Source organism: Aquimarina sp. U1-2, assembly GCF_017897595.1.
GTDB lineage: Bacteria > Bacteroidota > Bacteroidia > Flavobacteriales > Flavobacteriaceae > Aquimarina.
The window spans coordinates 148,591-175,256 of sequence record NZ_JAGKIK010000005.1; the positions used below are offsets into that span (position 1 = coordinate 148,591).

A 26,666-nucleotide genomic window follows, 5' to 3' on the forward strand; every position below is an offset into this window, starting at 1 on the left:
ATGATACCTATTAGCTAAAATTATTTTTGATGTCACTTTCTATCATCCCATCTCTTAGCCGAATGACTCGATGTGCATGTGCGGCAACTTCCTCTTCGTGGGTAACAATGATAACTGTATTGCCGGCTTTATGAATCTCGTCAAAAAGATTCATGATTTCTATAGAGGTTTTAGAATCCAAATTACCTGTGGGTTCATCTGCCAAAATAATAGAGGGTTTATTTACAAGCGCACGCCCTACGGCAACACGCTGTCTTTGTCCGCCAGAAAGTTGATTGGGCTTATGATCCATTCGATCCTCTAGGCCTACATCGATCAATACTTCTTCTGCACGTGCAGTTCTATCTTTCTTAGAAGTACCGGCATAAACCATAGGTAATGCAACATTGTCTAACGCCGTAGTTCTTGGTAATAAATTAAAGGTTTGAAACACAAAACCAATTTCTTTATTTCGAATATCTGCCAGTTCATTATCGGTCATTTGACTAACATCATTACCATTTAAAATGTAAGTACCGCTGGTAGGCGTGTCCAGACACCCCAAAAGGTTCATTAACGTAGATTTACCAGATCCCGAGGGTCCCATAATAGCAACATATTCCCCTCGAGGGATATCAAGATCGATTCCTTTAAGCACATACACAGTTTCCTGACCAAGTTGAAAGTTTCTAATAATGTTTCGAATTTCTATAACATTTTCCATAAGATATTCTTTCTATTGCAAAGAGATTGTAACCTTGGTTAGGTCTTCTTTGTTGATGATCCCATCAAGGTTTCTATCGATGAATATAGCCAGGTAAAGTGTTTTTACTTTGGATGATTTTATAGGTGCTTCTGAATATTTATCATCAATAGCCTTAACGCTAAATGCTAATTGGTGCAATCCATTTTTTTCTCCTACTTTTTTTACTCGGTTGATTGCATCTGGAGTATACTTTAGGTAATGATGTCCTTCGGCATTAATAACTAATGCAGTATACCCATTTTCTTTAGCTGCCATGCCGGTACCTGGAATAAAGCAAGTGGTTTCAGTTTTCTGCATACCAACTTTTATGGCATCTAGTTCATCTTTTGAGGGTAAGGCGGCTATTTGCGCTGCATACAAAAGTTGTTTTTCTCTAATATATTCTTTATTGAAAAAATGGATTTCAAATTCATCTCTGTTTAATTGTATGTTATATACAACTCCTGAGCCAGACTGTATGGTGTTGTTTTGAACGAAATAAATTTTATTGGTATCTACACTCATTTTTTCATTACAGGAGATGAATACGGTGCTTAATAAGAGAAGGAATACTATGGTTAGTGTTTTCATATTGAACTAGTTGAAAAAACATGTTTTTATTGCAAGATATGACGCATCACTTAAAAACTTGTTACAACCTGATCATAAAATGTTCTTTTGCCTGCTCTTTTCTTATAAATACAAAACAAAAGTAAAAAGTATCTACAGTTACTTTTATTTTGGGATGCTCTTTAATGTTATCCCAAATGGTCTTAGTTTCTTTAGAAGCATAGACAGAGTATAGCACAAAAATACTGTCGTTATGTGCAATAGATCGTAGTGACTGATTGTTAATATATGCTTGTAATTGATAAACTGTACAGTAAATCAAATCATAAGATCTATTGGGTTGCTTTTGAAAATTAACGGTAAGATTAGTGTTCAAAGTTAATAGTTTGAATATATCAGGCTTGGCTTCTTCAAAAACAAGAGCATTTTCACATTTAAAATAATTAGGAATACGATTAATGAGTTTGCCTGCCTTTAATGGAATGTTAAACTCTTTACACCATGTTTTTAGAGTTGCATTAGACGCCTTTTTTTCCTGGTTATAAAAACATCGAGTCACCAAATGATACACAAAAGGTGAATGCACACCGTGCTGATTGGTGGACTTCGATAAAAAAATGAAATACTGAAGCGTTTTAAAAAACATACGATAGCTTAAAAAATAAATTATTCTAATAGCTCAGATAATTCTAACCAACGCATTTCTTTTTCTTCAATTTGTTGAATAATATGTTGAAGTTTTTGTGATTCTTCATTGATTTTATTAGCGTCTAGAGTACCTTTTTCAAATATAAGTTCAATTTCTTTTTTCCGAAGTTCAAGTTTTTTTAATTCTCTTTCAATGCGATTAAATTCTTTTTGTTCGTTATATGATAGTCCGGCTTTGTTGTCTTTTTTCCATGTTTTTTTAGGTTTTGAGTCCTCTTCTTTCAATGTTGAAGTTTCAGGTGTTTTACTACCTTCATATACCCTGTAATCGGTGTAATTTCCGGGAAAATCTTGAATAATACCGTCACCCTTAAACACGAATAGGTGATCTACAATTTTATCCATAAAATAACGATCGTGAGATACTACAAGCAAACAACCCGGAAAATCCAATAAGAAGTTTTCGAGTACGTTAAGAGTAACGATATCGAGATCATTGGTTGGTTCATCTAGAATTAAAAAATTCGGATTTTGGATAAGTACGGTACATAAATACAATCGTTTTCGTTCCCCACCGCTCAGTTTTTCTACGAAGTCGTATTGCTTTTTACGATCAAATAAAAAACGTTCCAGTAATTGCTGAGCAGAAATTTGCCGCCCTTTTTTTAATGGGATATAATCTCCAAATTCTCTAATGACATCAATTACCTTTTGTCCTTCTTTCACGGTGATGCCGCTTTGTGTATAATATCCAAACTTAATAGTTTCACCAATTACAACCTTACCTTGATCTGGTGCGAGGTTACCTGTTATCATATTTAAAAATGTAGACTTTCCTGTACCATTTTTACCTATGATGCCAATACGTTCTCCTTTTTTAAATACGTATTCAAATGAATCTAATATAACGAGATCTTCAAATCTTTTTGATACTTTATGAAGCTCAAGAATTTTACTTCCCATACGTTCCATATTGATCTCGAGCTGTACTTCATGATCATTACGGCGTTTGTGTGCTCGTTCTTTGATTTCGTAAAAATCATCTATTCTGGATTTGGATTTAGTAGTTCGGGCTTTGGGTTGCCTGCGCATCCAATCCAGCTCCTTTTTATACAATTGTTTTGCCTTATTCGTTGCCGTTAGTTCGTTAGACATTCTTGCCTCTTTGTTGTCTAAATAGTAGGCATAATTCCCTTTGTAGCTATATAATTTCCCATCTTCAAGCTCCACTATTTCGTTACATACATTTTCAAGAAAATAGCGATCGTGCGTCACCATAAACAATGTGAAATTCTCTTTAGCAAAATATTCTTCGAGCCATTCTATCATTTCGAGATCCAAATGATTAGTAGGTTCGTCTAAGTATAATAAGTCGGGTTTGCTTAATAAAATATTGGCGAGGGCGAGTCGTTTCTTTTGTCCTCCTGATAAGTCGCTCACTTTTTTACTAAGATCTTCTAATTTGAGTTTAAATAGAATCTGTTTATATTGCGTTTCGAAATCCCAGGCACCTGTAGCTTCCATCTTTTCGAATGCATGCTGGTATGCTTCGGTATCATTAGGGTTCTGTAACGCTTTCTCGTAATTATTAATAATTTGCAATGTTTCATTATCTGATGCAAAGATGGTCTGCTCAATAGTCAAAGCTGGATCGAGATTAGGTTCTTGAGGCAGAAAAGAAACTTTTAAATTTTTACGATATACTACTTGTCCTTCATCGGGTTCTTCATCGCCGGCAATAATATCGAGTAAAGAGGTTTTTCCTGTTCCGTTTTTAGCAACAAACCCTATTTTTTGTCCTTCGTTAATTCCAAAAGAAATGTTTTTGAAGAGTACGCGTTCTCCAAAAGCTTTGGCAATATTTTCTACAGATACGTAATTCACGATGTTTATTTAAAGCGATAAAGGTACAAGGTTTATTGATGAGTTCAATATAAGAAAGCAATGTTTGAATTTACATTTTATCTTTACGACGGGTAACTGCATATAAAAATATGAATACAGCCAGAAAAATCGCAATTCTCGCGATGTAATCTCCCATTTTTACATAAAATGTAATTTTCGAATTCGTTGTAAGCGTACCTTTTAGTGCGCCTTGCTGTTCATAGCCAAGTTGTTTTATGATAGCTCCTGTTTGGTCTATAATGGCAGAAATACCTGTGTTTGCACTACGGGCAATACTCCTTCGGGTCTCAATAGCTCTTAATTTGGCATAAGCCAGATGTTGTTGATGTCCCTGAGTATTACCCCACCAGGCATCATTGGTAATTACGGCTAAAAAATCTGCTCCGTTCCTTACATATCCTGTAGCAAATTCGCCATATATACTTTCATAACAAATCATAGTACCTACACCAACATTGTTAGTTGTCATAAATACTTCACGATCATCCTGGGTAGTTTTTTTTGCAACCGTACCTCCCAAATCAATCATAACATCACCCAAAATAGGTTTCAAAATACTTTGATAGGGGAAATTCTCTATACCTACCACCAATTTACTTTTATGATATAATTCATAACTCTTATCAGGACGAACGAAGAAAGCAGAGTTGTAATCGTCATAGAATACATTCTCTTTGTAGATATTAGTTTGAGGTCGAATTCTACTGCGATCACTAAAAACATCAACCATAGAAATGCCTGATAAGAAATGAGCTTTAGGATAGGTTTGTAGTATATGTTGAGCCGTTTTTTTAGCAATCGAAGAGGGAAAACCCGATAATCGGTTTTGATCTGCAAAAACAGTTTCTGGTGCTATAATAAAATCGGTAGCAGTACTAATTTCAGTATTTGTTAATTGGGTAAGCAGAGTTCCCACGCGCTTATCAGAAGTATTGTATTTTTCGAAATAAGGGTTGATATTGGGTTGTAATAAGATGACTTCTAGTTTTTTACCATCTTCTGTATAGGTTTTTAAAATAATGATAGATAGTAGAATTGGGGTTATAATTAGAAGCACGCATCCCCTTAAAGTTTTATAAAGAATAGCTTTGGTTTTTTGTTCGTAGTATATCAGGATGTTTCTAAAAATGAAAACGTTAACCGCCCAAACCCAAAGTGTACCACCAAAAGTACCCGTATATTCATACCATTGAATCCATGAGGTGAAACTTGCGAAGCCGTTACCCAGGTTAAGCCATGGCCAAGATACTTGCCATTGCAAATGAAAATATTCAAAACCAATCCAGAAACAAATGAGAAACAAAGTGCTTATCGCTGGTTTGATTTTTTTGGCAACAATGTGATACATCAAAAATACTATGGTCATTAATAGACTATTCACAAGTACAGCTACAGCTACTCCTATGCCAGATGAGTTGTATATCCACCATGTGGTAATCGAATTCCAAACAAAAAAAGTGATGTAAGAGAGTCCCCAGACTTTGAAGAAACTGTATTTCTGATGGCGTACCGTATGCTCTGCTAACAAGAGCGGAATAAAACCAAAAAACAGGAATAAAGGAAAACCATAGGTGGGCCAACTTATGGCTAATAATAGTCCAGAAGTAATAGATAATAGTACGTTTTTCATAAGGAGGTCAAGTTACATTCGAAATCAAAAGTATTTGTTTACAAATTAACACAATTGAATCCTTCTTTTCGCCAAATTGGATTACAATAGTTTAAATCACTTCATTATTTTTACATAAAATTAAACGGTTATGTGGATCAAAAAACAAATTCCAAATATAATTACTTTGCTTAATCTTTTTTGCGGATGTATTGCTGTGATTTTTGCAGTTCAGGGGCATTTGGAGTTTGCCGCTCTTTTTGTGCTATTAGGAATAGGGTTTGATTTTTTTGATGGGCTCGCGGCCAGAGTTTTACATGCGCAAAGTGAATTAGGTTTACAATTGGATTCGTTGGCCGATATGGTTACTAGCGGAGTGGTGCCGGGTGTAGTTCTTTATCAGTTACTATCTCAAGTATTTGGGAAACCTTTTTATGTATTTCCAAATTCTTGGAATTCTCAAGAGGTTTTAGCAAGTCTGGATGGATCTTATATATCGTTACTGGGTTTATTTGTTACCTTGGCTTCGGCTTATCGACTTGCAAATTTCAATGTAGACACCCGACAAACCACTTCATTCATTGGCTTGCCAACGCCTGCTAATGCTTTATTGATTATAAGTCTTCCATTAATTCTTAAATTTCAGCAAGAAACATGGATAGTAGAAATCATCCTGAATAAATGGTTTTTGGTGGGATTAACTTTATTGAGCTGTTTTTTATTAAATGCTGAAATACCACTCTTTGCATTAAAATTTAAAACCTGGAATTTTTCAGCAAATAAAATAAGATACTTTTTTTTGCTATTGGCTGTACTTTTGATGATTTTTCTGAAATTTATTTCAATACCCATAATCATCATCCTGTATATTTTACTATCTATTTTTTTCGGTAGTAAGTCAAAGGGTGAAGCTTAGGTTAATTAAAATCCAATTTCTTTTTACGTAGCTCAAAGTTTTGACCCAAATATACTTTTCGTACCATTTCATCTTCTGCCAGTTCCTCGGGGATACCAGCTTTAAGTATACTTCCTTCAAACATCAAATAGGTTCTATCTGTTATAGCCAAAGTTTCTTGTACGTTATGATCGGTAATTAAGATCCCTATGTTTTTATTTTTGAGTTGTGCAACGATACGCTGAATGTCTTCTACAGCTACGGGATCTACACCGGCAAAAGGTTCATCTAGTAATATGAAATTAGGATCGGTAGCCAGCGCTCTCGCAATTTCGGTACGTCGGCGCTCACCACCGCTCAGTAAGTCTCCGCGATTTTTGCGTATATGTCCTAAACTAAATTCTTCTATCAAAGCTTCCATTTTGAGGTGTTGTTCCTTCTTAGAGAGTTTTGTAAGTTGTAGCACACTTAAGATATTATCTTCTATACTCAGTTTTCTAAATACTGATGCTTCCTGAGCGAGATATCCAATTCCATTTTGGGCTCTTTTGTACATTGGATATTTAGTAATGTCAATATTTTCGAGTGTAATTTTGCCACTGTTAGGCCTTACCAGGCCAACTATCATATAAAAAGAAGTGGTTTTACCGGCTCCATTAGGACCAAGTAGCCCTACAATTTCTCCTTGATTTACTTCTAAAGAAATGCCTTTTACAACTTTACGCCCTTTATAGGACTTTACCAAATTATCTGCTTTTAACTTCATATTAGAATGACTTCTTACTCGTTGAGGTGTTGCTAAAACAAACGTTTACATTTATAGTATTCTTGTGTATGATCAAATTTTAACCCGTAATAGATTTTATGATGCATAATCGGATTTACATTTCATTTGCTTCTAATGCATCCCAAAACTCATAAGCTTTGCGCAAATGAGGGATCACGATTGTACCTCCCACTAGTGTAGCAATGCCCAGCGCTTCGACCACTTCATCTTTTGTGATTTTTTCTTTGTAACACGTCTCAAGGTGATATCGAACACAATCATCACATCGCAATACAGCAGAAGCGACCAAGCCTAGTAGTTCTTTGGTCTTTACAGGCAAAGCCCCTTCCATATAAGCATTGGTATCGAGATTAAAGATTCGTTTTATAATTTTATTGTTATCCTCAAGAATTCTTGAGTTCATTTTTTCTCTATAGGCATTAAACTCTTCAACTATGTTACTCATTAAGATTGTTTTTGTAGTTTTTTGTTTTCTTTTTTGATGACCATTTTAGAAATAAAAATACTTACTTCATACAATATCAAAATCGGTATAGCTACGATGACCTGGCTGGCGATATCAGGTGGTGTAATCACTGCAGAAAGTATGAGCACAATAACCAGTGCGAATTTTCTGTATTTTTTCAAAAATTCTGGAGTGACTAGTCCTACTTTAGTCAGAAAAAACATGATAACCGGGAGTTCAAAAATCAAACCACATGCAATAACCGAAGCTCTTAGTAGTCCAATATAACTATCAATATCAAACTCATTTAAAACTTCTTTACTTACCTGATACCCACCTAAAAAATTAATCGATAGCGGGGTGATTACATAATATCCAAAAAGTACTCCCAAAAAAAACAAGCAAGAACAAATAATAATAAATCCTTTTGAATATTTCTTTTCCTGATCATACATGGCAGGTGCTATAAATTTCCAGAATTCATATAATACGTAGGGAAATGCTAAAATGAAACCTGCGGTGATTGATGTCCAAATATGAACTGAAAATTGTCCGGCCACTTTTCTACTTTGTACACTAAACGGCAGTTCCTGAAAACATAAGCTTTCATCAAGACCCATAAGTTTAGATAAATTGCATAATCCTTTATACGTAGGAAAATCTGGCTTTTTCGGACCAAAAATAATAACATCAAAAATAAATTCTTTAGCAATAAACGCTGCTACTCCAGCAATTAGTACAGCTAGAGTTGCTCTAATAAGATGCCACCTAAGTTCTTCTAGGTGGTCTAAAAAAGACATAGCCTGGGGATTTTTTTTTGCACGTGTTGCCATTATAAAATACCTTCTCGCATTAGATCATGAATATGAATTAAACCGCTATATCGCCCTTCTTTTTCTGCTAATAATTGCGAAATAGAGTTTTCTTCTAATTTTTCCAAAGCATCTACCGCCATAGCATCATCATCAATACGTTTAGGATTTGGTGACATAATGTCTTTTGCAGTTAATCCTTCAAAAGAGGTATTTGTAGTAAGCATACGTCGCAGGTCACCATCAGTAATAATCCCGAGAATATTACCATCATCTGTTACAGCAGTAGCACCAAGCCTTTTTTCTGTCATTTCAACAATTACAGCATTAATGGTAGCGTTTGGCGGCACTTCTGGTTTTTCGTTACGTGATGTAATATCGCTTACACGCAAATATAGTTTTTTCCCCAAAGCGCCTCCGGGATGATATTTTGCAAAATCTCTGCTAGAAAATCCTTGAAGGTGTAATAAGCAAACTGCCAAAGCATCACCTATGACCATTTGAGCTGTCGTACTAGTAGTTGGCGCCAGGTTGTTAGGGCAAGCTTCTTTTTCTACATAAGCATGTAACACATAGTTAGCTTCTTGACCCAAAAAAGATTCTTTATTGGCAGTAATACCAATTATTGTATTTTTAAAACTCTTTATTAGCGGAACCAAAACTTTTATCTCTGGAGTATTGCCACTTTTAGAAATACAAATCACGATATCATCTTCGAGAATATTTCCCAGATCGCCATGAATAGCATCTGCAGCATGCATAAATACGGCAGGAGTGCCAGTAGAGTTCATAGTGGCTACAATTTTAGTAGCAATTATTGCACTTTTGCCAATCCCGGTAATAATTACTCTTCCTTTTGAATGATGAATCGTTTCTACTGCATCAGAAAATTCTTTATCGATAAGCTCTTCAAGATAAGCGATGGCTTTTGCTTCTTCATGAATAGTTTTTTTGGCGTAAGAGATTATGGTATCCTGAGTATTCAAAATTTGAGAAATTTGCTTATTATAACTAAAGATTTTAGTATCTTTAATTTACGCAAAGGTATGCAATACCTTATTAATTTTAAATATTGTCAAAAAAAAGCATATTAATTTTTGCTTTATTATCTTTGTCAGGCTTACATCGAAACTGAAAACTACCATGTAACTTGTATAGGGGAAACAAGTTAGAGAAATGGTAGATATTTATTTAATTGGTATATAAAAGTTAAATATTTAATGGGTTTGAAAGAAACTGACTTACAAAATGCGTTAAAAAAACATTTTGGATTTAGTCAATTTAGAGGACTACAAGAAAAGGTGATACAAAGTGTTCTTGAAAAACAGAATACCTTTGTAATAATGCCAACCGGCGGAGGAAAATCATTATGCTATCAACTACCTGCTTTGATGTGCGAAGGAACTGCGATCGTAGTTTCTCCCTTAATAGCACTTATGAAAAATCAAGTTGATGCTATTCGTAGTATTTCTTCGGAAGAGGGTATTGCACACGTATTAAACTCATCGTTAAATAAGTCTGAAGTAAAAAAAGTTAAAGGCGATATTATTAGTGGTGTAACCAAATTGTTATATGTTGCTCCAGAATCTCTTACCAAGGAAGAGTATGTAGAGTTTCTAAAATCACAGAAAATATCCTTTCTTGCCGTAGACGAAGCGCATTGTATTAGTGAATGGGGTCATGATTTCAGACCCGAATATCGCAATCTTCGAAATATAATTAAAAGAATAGGCGAAGATATCCCCATTATTGGCCTTACAGCTACAGCAACTCCTAAAGTACAAGAAGATATCCTTAAAAATTTAGGAATGAACGACGCCAATACTTTTAAAGCGTCCTTTAATCGGCCTAATTTATTCTATGAGATACGACCGAAAACCAAAAATGTAGATGCCGATATTACACGCTTCGTCAAACAAAATAGTGGTAAAAGTGGGATTATTTACTGTTTAAGTAGAAAAAGAGTTGAAGAACTTGCTCAAACCCTTGAAGTAAATGGAGTAAAGGCAGTTCCTTACCACGCCGGACTTGATGCTAAGACCCGCGCAAAACATCAAGATATGTTTTTGATGGAAGATGTCGATGTAGTAGTAGCAACAATCGCTTTTGGAATGGGTATCGATAAACCCGACGTACGTTTTGTAATCCATCACGATATGCCCAAAAGTATCGAGAGTTACTATCAAGAAACCGGTCGTGCCGGACGTGATGGGGGAGAGGGGCATTGTCTCGCCTATTACGCATATAAAGACATCGAAAAGCTTGAAAAATTTATGAGCGGCAAACCTGTCGCAGAACAAGAGATTGGGCACGCGCTGTTGCAAGAAATTGTTGCCTTTGCAGAGACTTCTATATCTCGACGTAAATTTATTTTGCATTACTTTGGGGAAGAATTTGATGAGGTTAATGGCGAAGGAGCCGATATGGATGATAATGTTCGTAATCCAAAGAAAAAGCACGAGGCCAAAGAAGAAGTGAAACTTTTACTTGAGGTGGTTAGCAAAACAGGCGAAATCTATAAATCAAAGGACCTGGTAAATGCTTTAATCGGTAAAAGTAATGCCCTTATTATCTCACATAAAACACATGAACAACCATTTTTTGGTAGTGGTAAATCCAAAGATGCAAAATATTGGATGGCGTTGGTACGACAAGTTTTGGTAGCCGGATACCTTCGTAAGGATATTGAAACGTACGGAGTGATCAGAATTACAGAGCAGGGAAAGAAATTTATCCAAAACCCTTCGAGTTTCATGATGACCGAAGATCATATTTATGATGAGACTAATGATGATGCTATCATAACAGCTACAAAATCAGGAGCTAGGGGAGCAGATGATAAACTGGCAGCAATGCTAAAGGATTTACGAAAAAAGGTTGCAAAAAAATTAGAGGTTCCTCCTTTTGTGGTATTTCAGGATCCTTCGTTAGACGATATGGCCTTGAAATATCCTGTCACTATCGAAGAGCTAGGAAATGTTCATGGAGTCGGCGAAGGAAAAGCAAAAAAATACGGTAAAGAATTCGTAGCACTTATTTCCAAATATGTAGATGAAAACGACATCTTACGTCCAGATGATTTCGTAGTAAAAAGTACCGGAGCCAATAGTGGGTTAAAACTGTATATCATTCAAAACGTGGACCGCAAATTACCGCTAGACGATATTGCAGCTGCCAAAGGAATGGACATGACTTCATTTATTAAAGAAATGGAAGCTATCGTCTATAGTGGTACCAAACTTAATATTACGTACTGGATCGATGAAATTCTAGATGAAGATCAACAAGAAGAGATTCATGAGTACTTTTTGGAAGCAGAAAGTGATAAAATTGATGACGCCATAGAAGAATTTGACGGTGATTATGATGATGAAGAACTTCGTTTATATCGCATAAAATTCATCAGTGACGTGGCAAATTAGAAACGTCTCTTAAAAGTAAGACTCCGAATAAATTTTCGGAGTCTTAATCTATAAATATTGATGTTTTACAACCTGGCGAGCTTGGATCTGGAAAACACTTACCTCCAGGTCCCGAAGGACCGTTACCGCCCTCAATACATTTCTTTTGTTCAGTTTTTAACTTTTTGATGCCTTGTAATTTTAACCCGGTTTAAAATTTTTTCCAACATAATGTATAAGTTTTGAAATTTGTTTACTTAAAAATAAACCATCTTTCTAAAAGGAATAGTTTACAAAAGGTTAATTTTCCGATACTTAAGGTTGAAAAAAATCAGAATTTGGATAATAGGATACTTTTATGATAGTAGCAAATACCAATTGCCTATCTTTGCAATTCGAAAATATTGAATGCTAAATAGTAAAGCGATGCAAGACGGATTATATGCCAAATTAAATACAAATAAAGGAGAAATTTTAATCAATCTAGAATATCAAAAAACGCCCGGTACAGTGGGTAATTTTGTTGGATTGGCTGAAGGAAATTTAGAGAATAAGGCTAAGCCACAAGGTGAGCCCTATTACGACGGACTTAAATTTCATAGAGTAATTGCCGATTTTATGATTCAAGGGGGAGATCCACAAGGAACCGGAGTAGGGGGCCCAGGCTACCAATTCGACGACGAGATACATCCTGATCTTAAACATAACAGTCCTGGTATAGTATCTATGGCAAATGCAGGTCCGGGAACCAACGGAAGTCAGTTTTTTATAACACATGTAGAGACTTCATGGCTAGATGGAAATCATACTGTTTTTGGACAAGTAGTTGAAGGTCAAGATGTAGTCAACAAAATAGCCCAAGGAGACAGTATAGATCAGGTTGAAATCGTAAGAGTAGGGGAAAAGGCCAAAAATTTTAATGCTGTTGAAAGTTTTAGACAGTTTAATGGCGCTCAGGAAGAGCGAGAAGCTGCAGCAAAAAAGAAGTCTGAAGAACTATTAGAAGAGCTCGCTGCAGGATTCGAGAAGACAGATAGTGGTTTGCGCTATAAAATTATCCAAAAAGGTGATGGAGCAAAAGCCGAAAAGGGAAAAACAGTTTCTGTACATTACAAAGGAAGTTTACCCGATGGCACGGTGTTTGATTCTTCTTTTAAACGAAATCAACCCATAGATTTTCCATTAGGCATGGGGCAAGTAATTTCTGGATGGGATGAGGGAATTGCATTGCTGCAAGTGGGTGATAAGGCTCGTTTTGTCATTCCGCCATACTTAGGATATGGTGAAAGAGGAGCAGGCGGGGTTATCCCCCCAAACGCAACATTAATTTTTGATGTTGAGTTGATGGATATTAAATAATAATAAAAATATAAGTATAGCTATTGTTTAATCCCTAATTTTTGCATTAGGGATTTTTTAGGTTTAATCAATAGAGTTTCCCAGAACCTCTGCCTTGGGAGGGGTTCATTAACATAATTTAGAACGATTGTTTTTGATAAGTTTTTGGTTGATATTTTTGTTTTTGATAATTTAAATTTATTTTAACGACAATTTTATATATCATTGTATATCATAAAATTAGAAAAGTAATAGATGTATATTACTTTTATTAACTTTTTAACCCAAAATAATAGTACCCCTAGATATGAAAAGACTGTTACTTTTTATTTGTATTTTCTATCACGTCTCTAATGCGCAAAGCGAAGAAGATGTTTTAACGAATATTAATGACCAGATCGAAATTATCGATGGTTATATAGAATTTGATACTTTTTACCTCGATCCAGAAGAGTTTTTGGACAAAATGGCTGATCACGGAGCAGAACTGAATGGGTATTATGAACATGATCGCTTAAAAAAAATGCTAAAAAAAGTGGGTACTCGCAAGGCTGATATAGTTACCACTTTTTATTTCTGGAATGATCAACTAATTCATGTGCACTATAAACAACGCCCTTATCTTATGACTAAGAATGCTCGCGGTCAAAACGTTCCTGATCATACCAAGGCATTTACAAAATATGAATCTAAACATTTTTTTAAAGACGGTGAAGAGATTAAAAGGAAAGAGACCGGCTCACCTATGAGTGATATGGATCCGGATGTAGAGTTTTTAAACTATGCTAACAAAATGAAAGGTTTGTTAGATAATAAATTTTATAATAAGGATACGTACGAAGCACTTCAAGGAAAATGGCTTTTTATTGAAAATACCGAGGATTATATAATTTTTGAAGGAACCATACGCTTTAATTTTTATAATGGTAAGTTTGCGAATCGATTGAAAACCAGGATTGAAGATGGTGTTTTAGAATGTTTTTTTCCTATGGATGATCGGTTGTATAGATATAAGATTGTCGACTTAAATAATAATATTCTAACTCTGGTAGATCTTTTTTCTAAAGAAGAATTTGTATACGCAAAAGTTGATTAATATCAATAATGGAAAATTTAAGATATCCAATCGGGAAATTTGAATGCCCAGAACAAATAACATCGGCTCATATTGATCAGTGGATATCTGATATCGAGATGTTACCTATTAAGATTATCAACCTTGTTTCTGATTTTTCTGAAGAAAAACTCAAGACCACCTACAGGGATGGAGGTTGGACTGCAAGACAAGTAATACATCATATTCATGATAGCCATCATCACGGTTATATAAGGTTTAAATGGGCGCTTACAGAAGATGCTCCTATTATTAAACCTTATGTAGAACAATTATGGGCAGAATTATTTGATGCGAAATCAGCACCAATTCACCTTTCTTTAGATCTTTTAAAAGCACTACATGCAAAATGGGTATATTTTTTAAAAGGTTTGTCAGATGATGATTTAAAAAGAACATTTATTCATCCAGAAGGAGATGTTTCAATTTCATTGGCCGAAGATATAGGGATCTATGCCTGGCATGGTAACCATCATTTGGCTCACCTGAATATTATAGCAAATATTTGATTTAGATGGCTAATACCATACGCTGCATTTCTCTATAGCCATCTTTTAATCCAGGATAGTCCAAGTCATAAAAAGAAATAGTTTTAAAGCCATTTTTTTGATAGAAATTAAGTGCTGGACTGGTCGTCATAACATCCAACCAAATTACTTTTTTGTTTAAGCTTTTGCTGTATTCTTTTGTGAATTCTATTCCTTTTCTTCCTATTCCCAAACCAGTAGATTGTTTTAAAAGATAAATTTTTTCAAGTTGAAGAGCTTCATTTTTATTAAAATTAAGAAATTCTTGATCTCTTCTAATTTTCAATAACCCCAGAGGGTTGTTATCCTTTTCAATTAGAAAATAGATGATATTTGGTGTTTTAAAATCATTTATAAACGCCTCTGGAGTGAAACTTAAAATTATATAATAACTGGGGTCATTATTTTTCCAGATATGTGTATAATGTTCAGGATAGAACTGTTGGCTTATTCTAACCAAATTATCAATATCATTTTCAGAGCACTTCCTGAAAACTATTTCAGAATCCATATTTATTCTTTCCATTTGATATTACATCCGATACTAGGTTTTTGGTGATCTGATACTTTACTATTGCGTAAAACAGCATCTAGTGCTTGTCTTACATCTCGACCATTTACTGGGATTCCATTACCCGGCCTTGAGTCATCAAGTTGTCCTCTATAAATAAGTTTCAATTCAGCATCAAATAAGTAAAAATCTGGTGTACAAGCAGCATCATACGCTTTGGCTATTTCTTGTGTTTTATCATATAAATATGGGAAGGTATAATTGTTTTGTTGTGCTACTTTCCACATTTTTTCTGGAGAATCCTGAGGGTATTTTTCTACGTCATTACTACTAATAGCAGCAAAACCAAAACCTTGTGATCTATAGTCATTGGCCAATCTTACAAGTTCTTCATTTACATGAATTACAAAAGGACAATGATTGCATATAAACATAATTACAGTTCCTTTTTCACCCTTGATGTCTTGCAAGGATAATAAATCATTGGTACTAGTATCGATCAAAGTAAAATTTGGTGCGATGGTTCCTAACGGAAGCATGTTAGATGGTGTTCTAGCCATGTGAAGTCTGCTTAAAAGTTAAAATTCTATCTATTTTTAGGGAAAATTATAATACATCTTGTTTAAAAACAAAAATCGAATTTAAACCCGAAATGTATAAAATGATATACAGGCTTACAACTATATAGATGTGAAAATTAACTTATAATCTGATAGACATAAAAGCTATTACCGATTCCAAACCGTCATTAGCAACACCAAAAGGTATAATGCCCCCGGGGTAGTTTACGAAAAACAATAAGCAGCATTACATTTCATCACTAAAAAAGATGGCATTCATTAACAATTTATTGGTTCCATACCAAAAAGCCCTAAAATTTGTATTATCTGTAAATAAGATTACATTACCTCGACCTAAGTCGTTATGCCTAAAAGGCACAGTGCTCGAAAGCGAGTCTAAATTCTTTTTACTAATATATCCGCTCAACAATGGGTTTTTGGTGTATTGTATAGGATTGTTATAACTCTGATTGTCTGGTTTTACAAATAATGTGGTATTTCTAAACAAAGGAATTTTTTTATCCTTATAGCCAAAATTAATGGGGTGAGATCGATCTATAGCAGCTTCAAAAATGGCTCCTCCTACCACTTGTGCTCCAGTGAAATCTCGTTTTTGTTCAAATGTTATTGTCTTCGCAATATTTTCAGGTTTTGTAAACTCAATATTCATAAATTCGTTGTTTTTAAAGAACTGAGCCACATTTCTATAGCCAATAAGCGTGCCTCCGTTGCGAATCCATGTTTTAAGTTTTTCTACTTGATCGTTTCTTAGACTTTGACCTCTATGATTCGGTAGAATGATATGCGTATATCTCGATAGATCGAAACTGTTAAAATTCTCTGTATTTAATTTTGTAATAGGTATATCATAACGTTGATCCATGAGGTGCCAAACTTCACCGGCATCGTAGGGGGTGATTCCATTACCTGTAAACAAACCGATTTTTGGAAGCGACAACGCTCTAAACTGGTTACTGCCCAGATCAATACCTTGAGTTAGGCCTGTAGATACACCCGTGATATCAATATAATTTTCTTTAGACACCTGTTGAAGAAATGCATACAGGTCAGCGGTAGCCAGTTTTTGATTTTGAACCGGAATCAGAATTGTCCCGTAATCATATTGATGTTGTTCAATTGTAAATGGCTTCATCCCAACCTTTGCGCGTATTCCTTTTTTTAAAATTTGATATAACGCTTTTGGACTATAGTACTCATGCCATTGCATCAAATATGCATAGTTGCTTTGGGAAATTGGTTTGGGCGTTCTATGTTTCAAGTCAGAAACTTCGTTGCCTATGTTTGTAGTAGACACTCCGTCTTTATAATCCAGATTGAAAGCCAGGGGGAATGTCCATGCCGAAATATCATAAAACAAACTGTCCTGAAACGTAGTTCTTTTTTCAAAGATAGCAGTAATGAGTCTGCTTTGCTTTTGATTTTTAGGTACAATAAAACTATATCCTTTTTTATACGTGCGATTTTGTAGCGTTACATCGTTGGATAGTTCATGAAATTTTATTTTATGCCGGTTTAGTATTTCAGCAAAATGATAGGTAGACGCAGCATCTTTTTCATTTCCAAAGATAATAGCATCTTTTGAAGCTTCTTTTTTGGCATTACTATAAAAATTCTTTTTGTATTGTAACAATTCTTTGCGCATCGACGTAGCCGCCTTTAGTGTTGATAAAGCAGTAGTAAGCTGATTTCTGATAGTAAACGGAAAGGTAAGTATTCCGTTATCTGTCTCTTGAGCGTGACCTCGCGAACTACCTTGCTCAAACAAAATACCTATTCCTCCATTAATATCCGGAAAAGTAGAACCTTTTCCATAATAAAAGTCGTCGTAATTCTCTTCGGTATAATATAGAGATCCAATGTTGTCTAATGCTTTGGCGTGATAATTAGCAATCTTTTTGGTGAGTTTTTGGTTTACATCAGGTGTAAGAGGATGCGTTCTGGACGGAATTCCTGGTTGAAAAAAGAAAGTACTATTGGTTCCCATTTCATGGTGATCTGTTAGGATATTAGGATACCATTTATGATATGTGGCAATTCTTGCCCTAGATTCGGGTAGCTGTGCCGGTAGCCAATCGCGATTCATATCGAACCAATAGTGATTGGTTCGCCCTCCTGGCCAAACTTCACTATATTCTCTGTCTTGCGGATCGGTATTAATGTTTTTGCTTTTATTGGTGTTGACCCAATAGGCAAAACGTTGTAAGCCGTCTGGATTAAGTGACGGGTCAAATAAAATTACTGTAGTATTTAATAATTTTTCGATTTGCTCTCCTTGGGCAGCAGCGAGATAATAGGCTGCAATAAGCGCAGCATTGGATCCGCTTGGTTCATTACCATGTATAGAAAAACCTTGATAAACTACTACGGGAAGTGTTTCTATATCTACTGCTTCAGCGTTGGCTTCAGTAAGTTGAATGTGTTTGTTTTGTATGTTTTTGAGGTTTTTATGGTTTTTTTCTGAAGTTATTGTGAGCAGTAGTAAAGGACGATCTTCAAAAGTTTTACCTCTATCTTCAATTGTAATTCTCGGAGATGCATCAGCAAGAATCTTCATGTACGAAACTAATTTATCATGAGTAACATGCCATTTACCGGGCACAAATCCCAATACACTTTGGGGAGTAGGTATAGACGGATTATAGGTGCTATTTTCGGGGAGATAATAAGATAAAGAAATATCGTTTTGCGAATGGGAGACAAGACTGAAAACTCCTAAGATTATTGTAAAAATATATCTCATTGTAATTTGGTGGTTTTTTGAATGTAAAGTGAATGAATTGGTTTACGCTTTTTAAGCAAATGAAAAAGTCTAAACACCAGTTCAATATAAAAAAAACCGTTTCAGGCAATGAAACGGTTTACATAATTTTAACTTACGTTAAACTTGTTGCAATTATATATCGTCGAAACTTACGTCTGTAAAACTCTCTGCAGATACTTTTTCATTTTTTTCTACAGAAGTATCGTTATCATAAGATTTTTGATAATCTTTTTGATGTCTTTCACTTATTACCTCTTCACCTTTTTCTTCAACAATATAATTTGTCATTTCGTTTAAAATATCAGTGAATCCTGTAAAATCTTCTTTGTAAAGATAAATTTTGTGTTTTTTGTAGTGAAAAGAACCATCGTCGTTTGTAAACTTTTTACTTTCGGTAATAGTTAAATAATAGTCCCCGGCTTTAGTAGCTCTTACATCAAAGAAATATGTTCTTCTTCCTGCTCTTAAAACTTTTGAGAAAATCTCTTCTTTCTCTATCATTTCTTGGTCACTCATAATACGTATTTCTTAAATTAATTATAGGTTATGATGATCTCAAAAATCTAAAAAAATTGTTAATCGGACAAAAAAAACTCAAATTTCTTTTTCGCTAAGTTGCTTAGTATATAGTTCTTTATAATATCCTTTATTTCTTATTAGCTGATTATGAGTGCCTTGCTGAATAATCTTGCCATTTTCTAAAACAATAATTTTATCAGCATTTTTGATGGTAGAAACGCGATGACTTACTATTAAAGTCGTTTTATCATGAGATATTTTGTTAATATTATGTAAAATCTCTTCTTCCGTTTCTGTGTCAACCGCAGATAGGCAATCATCAAAAAGAAATATAGCTGGATTTTTGATTATAGCTCTGGCGATAGAAACTCGTTGCTTTTGCCCACCTGATAGGGTAATTCCTCGTTCTCCTAAGACCGTATCATATTGCTTTCCAAAATCCATAATATTATCATGCACAACCGCATTTTTTGCAGCGGTGTATACTTCTTCATTTGAAGCATTCTCTTTACCAAACTTAATGTTATTCTTAATACTATCACTAAATAAGAACGCATCCTGTGGCACATATCCGATACAGGTTCTCAACATGTCGAGGTTAAGCTCTTTAATAGGAACCCCATCAATACGTATTTCCCCATAAGTAACATCGTATAATCTCCCTATTAGATCCAGAATAGTTGATTTTCCTGAGCCTGTTTTACCAATGATACCTATAGTTTCACCATTTTTTACCGTAAAACTAATATTTTGTAAGGCAGTAATATTAGTATCTTCATAAGTAAAAGAAACGTCAGAGAAGGTTATATTACCATTGATTGGTGTTTTTTTGGTTACTGTGTTTATAATTTCAGGCTCCTGACTTAAAAACTCGTTAATTCTTGCTTGCGATGCTTCGGCTTGCTGAATGATAGAACTTACCCACCCTACAGTCGCGACAGGCCAAGTTAGCATATTTACATACAATATAAATTGAACTATAATACCCAGTTCTTCAATAGTGCCATTAAGAAATTGTTTCCCGCCAATATAAATAACTAAAATATTACTGCAGCCTATCAATAACACCATTAATGGGAAAAATAAAGCCTGAACTTTTGCCAGATCCAGATTTTTATCGCGACTGGTATTTGCTAATGCTGTAAAATTTTGGTGTGTTTGAGATTCTATTCCGTAAGCTTTAATTACTGTTATGCCACTAAATGATTCTTGAGTAAACGTAGTTAATTTGGATAGAAATTCCTGTACAACAGTACTTCTTTTATGAATAGCTACACTTAATTTATAAATAGAAATAGATAAGATAGGTAAAGGGGCAACAGTATATAAGGTAAGCTCTGGTGCAATACTTATCATATAGCCAATCACTACTATAAACATAGTAATGGTATTAACGCTATACATTAACGCCGGACCAACATACATTCTTACTTTCGTAACATCTTCACTAATCCGATTCATAAGATCACCTGTACGATTTTTCTTATAAAAATTTAAAGATAATCTTTGATAGTGTTGATACACTTCGTTTTTTAAATCAAATTCTATAAACCGAGATACGACAATAAAGGTCTGGCGCATCAAGAATGTGAATAGGGCCGAGATGAGAACGGCTCCCAAAATAAGTAAAATATTGATGATGAGGCCATTTCTAACTTGTGAGATACTGGTAATTTCATTATCGAGGTATTGTTGAACCACATCTACAGAGTCTCCAACAAATGAAGGAACTAATGTAGAAAATACCCTGGCTATTATGGTAATAATAAGGCCAACTAGAAGTCTGTATTTATAAGTTAAGAAGTATTTATTAAGATGGCGTAATGCACGCATAAAGGGCTTGTGTTTAGTATCTCTTATTATTAAATTCGCAAAATTTATAAGCTTTTAAGTCAAATTTCACAAAAATAGATTATTTTAGCTTCTTGATTTTGAGTATTATATAATTTAACTATTTTAATTTTCTATAACATGACTACCCAAGTGCTTACTGCAAATCAATTAAAAAAAGAAGCCCCTGTATTTGGACAACTTTCATTTGACAATCACGAACAAATTGTTTTCTGTCAAGACAAAGATACGGGATTGAAGGCAATAATTGGTGTGCATAACACAATTTTGGGTCCAGCCCTTGGCGGAACGAGAATGTATGATTATCAAACAGAGTGGGATGCCCTTAATGATGTGCTTAGATTGTCTAGAGGGATGACCTATAAAGCTGCGATTACCGGGCTTGACCTAGGTGGTGGTAAAGCAGTGATTATTGGTGATCCTAAGAAAATTAAAACTCCAGAACTGATGACTCGCTTTGGTAAGTTTGTACATACACTTGGAGGTAAATATTATACTGCAGAAGATGTAGGTATGGAAACTTCAGACATGGATATTGTTCGAGAAGTAACGCCTTATGTTACAGGGATTTCAGAATCTAAAGGAGGTGCAGGCAATCCTTCTCCTGTTACCGCCTATGGTGTATATATGGGAATGAAAGCTGCTACTAAATTTGCTTATGCTACCGATTCTTTAGAAGGAAAACGAATTTTGGTTGAGGGAATAGGTCATGTGGGTGAAGAACTTGTTCGATTGACTGCTGAAGAAGGTGCACATGTGATTATTAGCGATATTAATGAAGAAAGGTTAGAACAAGTACGTTTGAAACATGGAGTCGAGATCTTTAAAGGTGACGATCTGTATACTGAAAGTGCAGATATTTATGCTCCTTGTGCCTTGGGTGCTACCGTAAATGATCAAACGATTCGTAAACTTAAAGTAAAAGTAATTGCAGGTGCCGCCAACAACCAGTTAGCTAATGAAGAGGTTCACGGTCCTCTATTACAAGATAAAGGGATAGTGTATGCTCCTGATTTCTTAATCAATGCCGGAGGAATTATCAATGTTAATGCAGAGATTGCAGGATACTCCAGAGATGAGATCATGGTAAAGACAGAAAATATTTATAACACTACTTTAGACATTTTAAATAAGGCTAAGGCTACTAATACCAGCACTAATGTCGCAGCGTTAAGTATAGCTGAAGATAGAATTGCGGCTAAAAAAGAAAGTAATACCCAGAAATAATCCAACTTATGAGCTGTAGTAGTATCGCAAAAAGGATAAAGTGAATCTAAAATTCAACTTTTTTTAAGAACTGAAAATAGTTTAAATCAATTCAATAATAAAAGTAGATTTAGTCTAGACAGATTAAAAAAAAAAGTATTTTTGCAGGGTAAAAGTCAAATTGATTTTTACCCTTTTTATATAATTGTTCTTTGTAATTTTCTATGTTAACCAGACGACATATTAGAGTAAAAGTAATGCAGTCTCTATATTCTATACAGCAGACTCAAAGTGATAACCTTGATAAAGAAGAAAAATTTCTTCTTTACAGTATTAACCAGATGTATGATCTATTTCTGATTAATCTGCAATTGCTTATAGAAATAAAAAAGCACGCCACCGATTTTTTAACGAAAAGTCAAAAGAAATATCTTGCTACTTCAGAAGAAAAGAATCCCAATACCAAATTTATACATAACGAAGTATTATCAATGCTTCAAAAAAATAGGCAGCTTAAAGCCGAAGTTGAAAAGAAAAAACTCAATTGCTGGCAGTTAGATGATGAATATGTCAAAATATTATGGGCCGAGATTAAAAATAGTGAGCTGTACAACGATTATATGAGTACAACACTTAGTTCTTTTAAAGAGGATAAAGATTTTATAATTGATATTTTTAAAGAAGTCATTGCTCCCAACGATAAACTTTATGATTATATAGAAGATAAAAATTTAACCTGGATAGATGACTTACCCTTGATTAATACGGCAATAATTAAAATGTTGCGCAAGAGCAAGCCTTCTCATGATGAGAATAAACTACTACCTAAATTATATAAAGATATTGATGATAAAAAATTTGCTATAGATATTTTTAGAAAAACAGCACTTAACGGTAAAGAGTTTACTAAAGAAATCGATGGTAAAACGCCAAATTGGGATCAAGATCGTATTGCAGAATTAGATAAAGCGATCATTAAAATGGCGATTTGTGAATTCATAAAATTTCCGTCTATACCGATAAAAGTGACAATTAACGAATATTTAGAAATTGCAAAAGAGTATAGTACTCCTAAAAGTAGTATTTTTATTAATGGTATTTTGGATAAATTATCTAAAGAGTATCAGGAAAATGGCAAATTAAATAAAGTAGGCCGAGGGCTTATGTAGTTCAAAAAAAAACGTATTTTTACCCTCAAATAATTAAAAACCCAAGTAATGAAAAAAGGAATCTTAATTCTAGCTGGAATTTTTGCTATGACATTTGTGTCGTGTAAAGATGATGCTGCTAAAAAAGTTAAAGACGAAAATGTAGAAATTGCTTCAGAACGTGATGCAAAAAACACAGACTTTCCGGTAATGACTTTTTCTGAAACAGAGCATGATTTCGGGACTATCAATGAAGGAGATGTAGTAGAGCATAAATTTACATTTACCAATACTGGTAAAGCTCCTCTTGTAATAGTAAACGCTAAAGGAAGCTGTGGTTGTACTGTACCCGAGTGGACAAAAGAGCCTATAGCGCCAGGTGCATCCGGAGAAATGTTAGTAAAATTTAATTCTAACGGGAAACCAAACCAGCAAACCAAGCAAGTAACTATTACTACAAATACAGAAGCTGGTAAAGAAATCCTAAAAATAAAAGCATTGGTAACTCCAAAGGCTAAGCCTGCTAGCGGAACTCCAGTAAGCAAATAATTTTTATGGAAGGATTTGGAGGGCAACTACCTTTTATCCTATTGATATTTGTGGTGATGTATTTTTTTATGATACGACCACAAATGCAAAAGGCAAAAAAGGAGAAAAAATTTGCTGAAGAACTAAAAAAAGGCGATCGTGTAGTAACCAAAAGTGGTCTTCATGGTAAAGTTTTTGATTTCAGTGAAAAAAATAATGCAGTAGTTATTGAAACAGGTGCTGGTAAATTAACTTTTGATAAATCGGCTATTTCTTTAGAGATGAGTCAAAAATTAAATACGCCCCCTGCAGAAAAGAAAAAATAATACTAGCATTGATATGTATACAAAAAGCGCAATGATTTAAACTGTTGCGCTTTTTTAATTTTTAAGCGAGTTTTTTAAATCAGTTCACGATAAGGTACTCAAATCATCGCTTCTTTCTGCTGTCAATTCAGCGATTTTTACGATTACTTCTACCGCCTTGATCATGCTTTCTACAGGAACATATTCATATCGACCATGAAAATTATGTCCGCCGGCAAAAATATTAGGACAAGGTAGTCCCATATAGCTTAATTGAGATCCATCGGTACCCCCACGAATAGGTTTAATTTTTAGAGTGATACCAAGAGATTTCATAGCTTCTTCTGCTATATCTACAATATGCATTACCGGCTCTATTTTTTCTTGCATATTATAATATTGATCGTGAATTTTGATTGTAGTTACCTCATTTTTATGTTTTTTATTTATGGTCGTTGATACTTTTTTAATGACCTCTTTTCGCGCTTCAAACTGCTCTTTATCGTGATCTCTTATTATGTAATGTAGTTCGGTTTTCTCAACTCCTCCATGCATAGTGTGTAAATGAAAAAAACCTTCTCGACCGCTTGTATGCTCAGGTGTTTCTGTTTTAGGTAACGAATTGATAAAATCTTGCGCTATATAGATGCTATTGATCATTTTTCCCTTGGCATATCCTGGATGAACTATTTTTCCCTTTACGGTAACAATTGCTTCGGCAGCGTTAAAATTTTCATATTCCAATTCACCGATCTCACTACCATCCATAGTGTATGCCCAATCTGCTCCAAATTTTTCAACATCAAATTTATGAGCACCTCTTCCGATTTCTTCGTCTGGTGTAAATCCAATACGTATTTTTCCGTGTTTGATTTCAGGGTGTTGTATCAAATACTCCATAGCCGTAATGATTTCGGTAATCCCAGCTTTATCATCAGCGCCCAATAGTGTAGTACCATCGGTAGTAATAAGCGTCTGGCCTACATACTGTTTAAGGTCGTTAAAATAATCTGGCGACAGTACAATATTCTCTTCTTTATTTAAAATAATGTCCTTGCCATCGTACGTGTCTATAATTTGAGGTTGTATTCCTTTTCCGGTAAAATCTGGACTCGTATCAAAATGGGAAATAAATCCGATGGTAGGTGTTTCTTTATTGATGTTTGAAGGTAGTGTTGCCATGATGTAGGCATTTTTATCAATAGTTACATCGTGAAGACCTATGTTTTTTAATTCTTGTACTAGTAGATTGGCAAGATCCCACTGTTTGGCTGTACTTGGGGTAGTAGTACTTGTGGGATCACTTTCGGTATCGATGACTACGTAGCTTAAGAATCTTTTGATGATGTTTTTTTTAGAAATCATGGTGATAATATGTTTACTATTCTGAAGAAATCAAAATTACGCTTTTATTAGAAGCCTTTATAACTTATTTTTACCCGAGTAAATCCCAGTTCATGTATAGACTTTTGATTCGCCCGCTACTATTTCAGTTTGATCCCGAAAAAGTACATCACTTTACCTTTAAAATGATCAAAATCCTTTTTAAAATCCCGCTTGTTCCTTCTGTATTTAAAAAGATATACAGGACTAACGACCCTAGGTTGCAAAGAGAAGTTTTTGGACTCACATTTAAAAACCCTGTAGGGCTTGCTGCCGGTTTTGATAAAGATGCCAAATTATATAATGAATTGGATGATTTTGGATTTGGTTTTATTGAGATAGGAACAGTAACTCCAAAAGCTCAGGATGGAAATTCTAAAAAACGGTTATTTCGGCTTAAAAAAGATAAAGCGATTATCAATCGAATGGGATTTAATAATGAAGGTGTAGGCAGCGCGGTGAAGCGATTAAAAAGGAATAAAGGAGTTTTAATTGGTGGTAATATCGGAAAAAACAAAGTGACATCAAACGAGAATGCGGTCGATGATTACAAAATATGTTTTGCAGCGCTCTTTGATTATGTGGATTATTTTGTAGTAAATGTTAGTTCACCCAATACTCCTAATTTGCGAGAGCTTCAGGATAAAGAACCGCTGACCGAGCTTTTAAACACATTACAATCAGAAAATAAGAAGAAATCCTCTAAAAAACCTATTTTACTAAAAATTGCTCCCGACTTAACCAACGATCAACTTCTGGACATTATTGATATCGTAAAGGATACCCAGATTTCTGGAGTTATTGCCACAAACACCACGATCTCACGCAAAGGATTAAGATCAAATATAACGCTGGCAAATGAAAAGGGAGGACTTAGTGGTAAGCCTTTGACAAAAAGATCAACCGAGGTTATTCGGTTTTTATCAGAAAAAAGTAACCAAGCTTTTCCAATTATTGGTGTGGGTGGTATTCATTCTGCCGAGGATGCACTTGAAAAATTAGCAGCAGGAGCAAGTCTGGTACAGTTATATACTGGTTTTATTTATGAAGGCCCCCAATTAATCAAAGATATCAATAAGGCGCTTCTACAAAATTAAA

General features: G+C 34.6%; 25 protein-coding genes. 10 read left to right on the plus strand and 15 right to left on the minus strand.

Features of this window, described 5'->3' with window-relative positions; translation table 11 throughout:
• Positions 1-10 precede the first annotated feature (10 nt).
• The 5 genes from J8281_RS08705 to lnt form a co-directional block, all read right to left on the minus strand.
• The gene (locus J8281_RS08705) at positions 11-703 is read right to left on the minus strand and encodes an ABC transporter ATP-binding protein (RefSeq protein WP_210197225.1); all 693 of its coding nucleotides are present in this window, start codon (positions 701-703) and stop codon (positions 11-13) included.
• Positions 704-715: 12 nt separating this feature from the next.
• Entirely contained in the window at positions 716-1,315 is a 600-nt protein-coding gene (locus J8281_RS08710) for a hypothetical protein (protein ID WP_210197226.1), read from the minus strand.
• Positions 1,316-1,376: 61 nt separating this feature from the next.
• A complete protein-coding gene (locus tag J8281_RS08715) occupies positions 1,377-1,880 on the minus strand; it encodes a hypothetical protein (RefSeq protein WP_210197227.1) in 504 nt (167 codons plus the stop codon).
• An 80-nt stretch (positions 1,881-1,960) separates the two neighbouring features.
• Positions 1,961-3,826, minus strand: a complete 1,866-nt coding sequence (locus J8281_RS08720; protein WP_210197228.1) for an ABC-F family ATP-binding cassette domain-containing protein — start codon at positions 3,824-3,826, stop codon at positions 1,961-1,963.
• Positions 3,827-3,896: 70 nt separating this feature from the next.
• Positions 3,897-5,477, minus strand: coding sequence for an apolipoprotein N-acyltransferase (lnt, locus tag J8281_RS08725; protein ID WP_210197229.1), 1,581 nt, complete (start codon positions 5,475-5,477; stop codon positions 3,897-3,899).
• Positions 5,478-5,607: 130 nt separating this feature from the next.
• Between lnt and J8281_RS08730 the strand changes: the two genes are divergently transcribed.
• Complete coding sequence (locus tag J8281_RS08730; protein WP_210197230.1) at positions 5,608-6,372, plus strand: phosphatidylcholine/phosphatidylserine synthase; 765 nt, start codon at positions 5,608-5,610, stop codon at positions 6,370-6,372.
• A gap of 1 nt (position 6,373) precedes the next feature.
• On the opposite strand, the gene lptB is transcribed toward J8281_RS08730, so the two are convergent.
• The 4 genes from lptB to J8281_RS08750 form a co-directional block, all read right to left on the minus strand.
• Entirely contained in the window at positions 6,374-7,117 is a 744-nt protein-coding gene (gene lptB / locus J8281_RS08735) for an LPS export ABC transporter ATP-binding protein (protein ID WP_210197231.1), read from the minus strand.
• Between the two features lie 115 nt (positions 7,118-7,232).
• Positions 7,233-7,583 carry a carboxymuconolactone decarboxylase family protein gene (locus J8281_RS08740; protein ID WP_210197232.1) on the minus strand — a complete coding sequence of 117 codons (351 nt, stop codon included), beginning with the start codon at positions 7,581-7,583 and terminating at the stop codon, positions 7,233-7,235.
• Positions 7,583-8,416, minus strand: a complete 834-nt coding sequence (tatC, locus tag J8281_RS08745) for a twin-arginine translocase subunit TatC (protein ID WP_210197233.1) — start codon at positions 8,414-8,416, stop codon at positions 7,583-7,585. Before tatC ends, J8281_RS08740 begins: the two co-directional genes overlap by 1 nt.
• Positions 8,416-9,381 carry an SIS domain-containing protein gene (locus tag J8281_RS08750; protein WP_210197234.1) on the minus strand — a complete coding sequence of 322 codons (966 nt, stop codon included), beginning with the start codon at positions 9,379-9,381 and terminating at the stop codon, positions 8,416-8,418. Before J8281_RS08750 ends, tatC begins: the two co-directional genes overlap by 1 nt.
• Before the next feature lie 234 nt (positions 9,382-9,615).
• Between J8281_RS08750 and recQ the strand changes: the two genes are divergently transcribed.
• The 4 genes from recQ to J8281_RS08770 all read left to right on the plus strand — a co-directional run bounded on the left by recQ (position 9,616) and on the right by J8281_RS08770 (position 14,757).
• Positions 9,616-11,817 carry a DNA helicase RecQ gene (gene recQ, locus J8281_RS08755; RefSeq protein WP_210197235.1) on the plus strand — a complete coding sequence of 734 codons (2,202 nt, stop codon included), beginning with the start codon at positions 9,616-9,618 and terminating at the stop codon, positions 11,815-11,817.
• 405 nt (positions 11,818-12,222) lie between these two features.
• The gene (locus J8281_RS08760; RefSeq protein ID WP_210197236.1) at positions 12,223-13,155 is read left to right on the plus strand and encodes a peptidylprolyl isomerase; all 933 of its coding nucleotides are present in this window, start codon (positions 12,223-12,225) and stop codon (positions 13,153-13,155) included.
• Positions 13,156-13,441: 286 nt separating this feature from the next.
• Positions 13,442-14,230, plus strand: a complete 789-nt coding sequence (locus tag J8281_RS08765) for a hypothetical protein (RefSeq protein ID WP_210197237.1) — start codon at positions 13,442-13,444, stop codon at positions 14,228-14,230.
• Between the two features lie 8 nt (positions 14,231-14,238).
• Positions 14,239-14,757 carry a YfiT family bacillithiol transferase gene (locus tag J8281_RS08770; protein ID WP_210197238.1) on the plus strand — a complete coding sequence of 173 codons (519 nt, stop codon included), beginning with the start codon at positions 14,239-14,241 and terminating at the stop codon, positions 14,755-14,757.
• A gap of 1 nt (position 14,758) precedes the next feature.
• On the opposite strand, the gene J8281_RS08775 is transcribed toward J8281_RS08770, so the two are convergent.
• From J8281_RS08775 to J8281_RS08795, 5 genes are all read right to left on the minus strand, one after another.
• The gene (locus J8281_RS08775) at positions 14,759-15,301 is read right to left on the minus strand and encodes a GNAT family N-acetyltransferase (protein WP_210197239.1); all 543 of its coding nucleotides are present in this window, start codon (positions 15,299-15,301) and stop codon (positions 14,759-14,761) included.
• Entirely contained in the window at positions 15,289-15,846 is a 558-nt protein-coding gene (locus J8281_RS08780) for a thioredoxin family protein (protein WP_210197240.1), read from the minus strand. Before J8281_RS08780 ends, J8281_RS08775 begins: the two co-directional genes overlap by 13 nt.
• 247 nt (positions 15,847-16,093) lie before the next feature.
• The gene (locus J8281_RS08785) at positions 16,094-18,607 is read right to left on the minus strand and encodes a M14 family metallopeptidase (RefSeq protein ID WP_210197241.1); all 2,514 of its coding nucleotides are present in this window, start codon (positions 18,605-18,607) and stop codon (positions 16,094-16,096) included.
• Positions 18,608-18,760: 153 nt separating this feature from the next.
• Positions 18,761-19,144, minus strand: a complete 384-nt coding sequence (locus J8281_RS08790; protein ID WP_210197242.1) for a PUR family DNA/RNA-binding protein — start codon at positions 19,142-19,144, stop codon at positions 18,761-18,763.
• A 78-nt stretch (positions 19,145-19,222) separates the two neighbouring features.
• Positions 19,223-20,980 carry an ABC transporter ATP-binding protein gene (locus tag J8281_RS08795; protein WP_210197243.1) on the minus strand — a complete coding sequence of 586 codons (1,758 nt, stop codon included), beginning with the start codon at positions 20,978-20,980 and terminating at the stop codon, positions 19,223-19,225.
• Positions 20,981-21,118: 138 nt separating this feature from the next.
• Here J8281_RS08795 and J8281_RS08800 point away from each other — a divergent pair, with 138 nt between their 5' ends.
• From J8281_RS08800 to yajC, 4 genes are all read left to right on the plus strand, one after another.
• Positions 21,119-22,225 carry a Glu/Leu/Phe/Val dehydrogenase gene (locus tag J8281_RS08800; RefSeq protein WP_210197244.1) on the plus strand — a complete coding sequence of 369 codons (1,107 nt, stop codon included), beginning with the start codon at positions 21,119-21,121 and terminating at the stop codon, positions 22,223-22,225.
• 236 nt (positions 22,226-22,461) lie between these two features.
• Positions 22,462-23,373, plus strand: coding sequence for a transcription antitermination factor NusB (gene nusB, locus J8281_RS08805; RefSeq protein WP_246849044.1), 912 nt, complete (start codon positions 22,462-22,464; stop codon positions 23,371-23,373).
• Positions 23,374-23,421: 48 nt separating this feature from the next.
• Positions 23,422-23,901 (plus strand): DUF1573 domain-containing protein, encoded by a 480-nt coding sequence (locus tag J8281_RS08810; protein ID WP_210197246.1) that lies wholly within the window; start codon positions 23,422-23,424, stop codon positions 23,899-23,901.
• A 5-nt stretch (positions 23,902-23,906) separates the two neighbouring features.
• Positions 23,907-24,206: a preprotein translocase subunit YajC gene (yajC, locus tag J8281_RS08815; RefSeq protein WP_210197247.1), complete on the plus strand. Its 300-nt coding sequence runs from the start codon at positions 23,907-23,909 to the stop codon at positions 24,204-24,206.
• An 84-nt stretch (positions 24,207-24,290) separates the two neighbouring features.
• Here the strand turns inward: yajC and pepT are convergent, their stop codons facing one another.
• Positions 24,291-25,550 (minus strand): peptidase T, encoded by a 1,260-nt coding sequence (gene pepT, locus J8281_RS08820; RefSeq protein ID WP_210197248.1) that lies wholly within the window; start codon positions 25,548-25,550, stop codon positions 24,291-24,293.
• A 92-nt stretch (positions 25,551-25,642) separates the two neighbouring features.
• On the opposite strand from pepT, the gene J8281_RS08825 reads away from it, so the two are divergent.
• Positions 25,643-26,665 carry a quinone-dependent dihydroorotate dehydrogenase gene (locus tag J8281_RS08825; RefSeq protein WP_210197249.1) on the plus strand — a complete coding sequence of 341 codons (1,023 nt, stop codon included), beginning with the start codon at positions 25,643-25,645 and terminating at the stop codon, positions 26,663-26,665.
• Position 26,666: the final 1 nt, after the last annotated feature.

Coding starts and splice junctions, on each gene's coding strand:
- J8281_RS08770 (WP_210197238.1), top strand. CDS start 14,239: ATGGAAAATTTAAGATATCCAATCGGGAAATTTGAATGCCCAGAACAA.
- J8281_RS08765 (WP_210197237.1), top strand. CDS start 13,442: ATGAAAAGACTGTTACTTTTTATTTGTATTTTCTATCACGTCTCTAAT.
- nusB (WP_246849044.1), top strand. CDS start 22,462: ATGCAGTCTCTATATTCTATACAGCAGACTCAAAGTGATAACCTTGAT.
- yajC (WP_210197247.1), top strand. CDS start 23,907: ATGGAAGGATTTGGAGGGCAACTACCTTTTATCCTATTGATATTTGTG.
- tatC (WP_210197233.1), bottom strand. CDS start 8,416: ATGGCAACACGTGCAAAAAAAAATCCCCAGGCTATGTCTTTTTTAGAC.
- pepT (WP_210197248.1), bottom strand. CDS start 25,550: ATGATTTCTAAAAAAAACATCATCAAAAGATTCTTAAGCTACGTAGTC.
- J8281_RS08790 (WP_210197242.1), bottom strand. CDS start 19,144: ATGAGTGACCAAGAAATGATAGAGAAAGAAGAGATTTTCTCAAAAGTT.
- J8281_RS08785 (WP_210197241.1), bottom strand. CDS start 18,607: ATGAGATATATTTTTACAATAATCTTAGGAGTTTTCAGTCTTGTCTCC.
- recQ (WP_210197235.1), top strand. CDS start 9,616: ATGGGTTTGAAAGAAACTGACTTACAAAATGCGTTAAAAAAACATTTT.
- J8281_RS08705 (WP_210197225.1), bottom strand. CDS start 703: ATGGAAAATGTTATAGAAATTCGAAACATTATTAGAAACTTTCAACTT.
- J8281_RS08780 (WP_210197240.1), bottom strand. CDS start 15,846: ATGGCTAGAACACCATCTAACATGCTTCCGTTAGGAACCATCGCACCA.
- J8281_RS08810 (WP_210197246.1), top strand. CDS start 23,422: ATGAAAAAAGGAATCTTAATTCTAGCTGGAATTTTTGCTATGACATTT.
- J8281_RS08795 (WP_210197243.1), bottom strand. CDS start 20,980: ATGCGTGCATTACGCCATCTTAATAAATACTTCTTAACTTATAAATAC.
- lnt (WP_210197229.1), bottom strand. CDS start 5,477: ATGAAAAACGTACTATTATCTATTACTTCTGGACTATTATTAGCCATA.
- J8281_RS08730 (WP_210197230.1), top strand. CDS start 5,608: ATGTGGATCAAAAAACAAATTCCAAATATAATTACTTTGCTTAATCTT.
- J8281_RS08825 (WP_210197249.1), top strand. CDS start 25,643: ATGTATAGACTTTTGATTCGCCCGCTACTATTTCAGTTTGATCCCGAA.
- J8281_RS08775 (WP_210197239.1), bottom strand. CDS start 15,301: ATGGAAAGAATAAATATGGATTCTGAAATAGTTTTCAGGAAGTGCTCT.
- J8281_RS08760 (WP_210197236.1), top strand. CDS start 12,223: ATGCAAGACGGATTATATGCCAAATTAAATACAAATAAAGGAGAAATT.
- J8281_RS08740 (WP_210197232.1), bottom strand. CDS start 7,583: ATGAGTAACATAGTTGAAGAGTTTAATGCCTATAGAGAAAAAATGAAC.
- J8281_RS08800 (WP_210197244.1), top strand. CDS start 21,119: ATGACTACCCAAGTGCTTACTGCAAATCAATTAAAAAAAGAAGCCCCT.
- lptB (WP_210197231.1), bottom strand. CDS start 7,117: ATGAAGTTAAAAGCAGATAATTTGGTAAAGTCCTATAAAGGGCGTAAA.
- J8281_RS08710 (WP_210197226.1), bottom strand. CDS start 1,315: ATGAAAACACTAACCATAGTATTCCTTCTCTTATTAAGCACCGTATTC.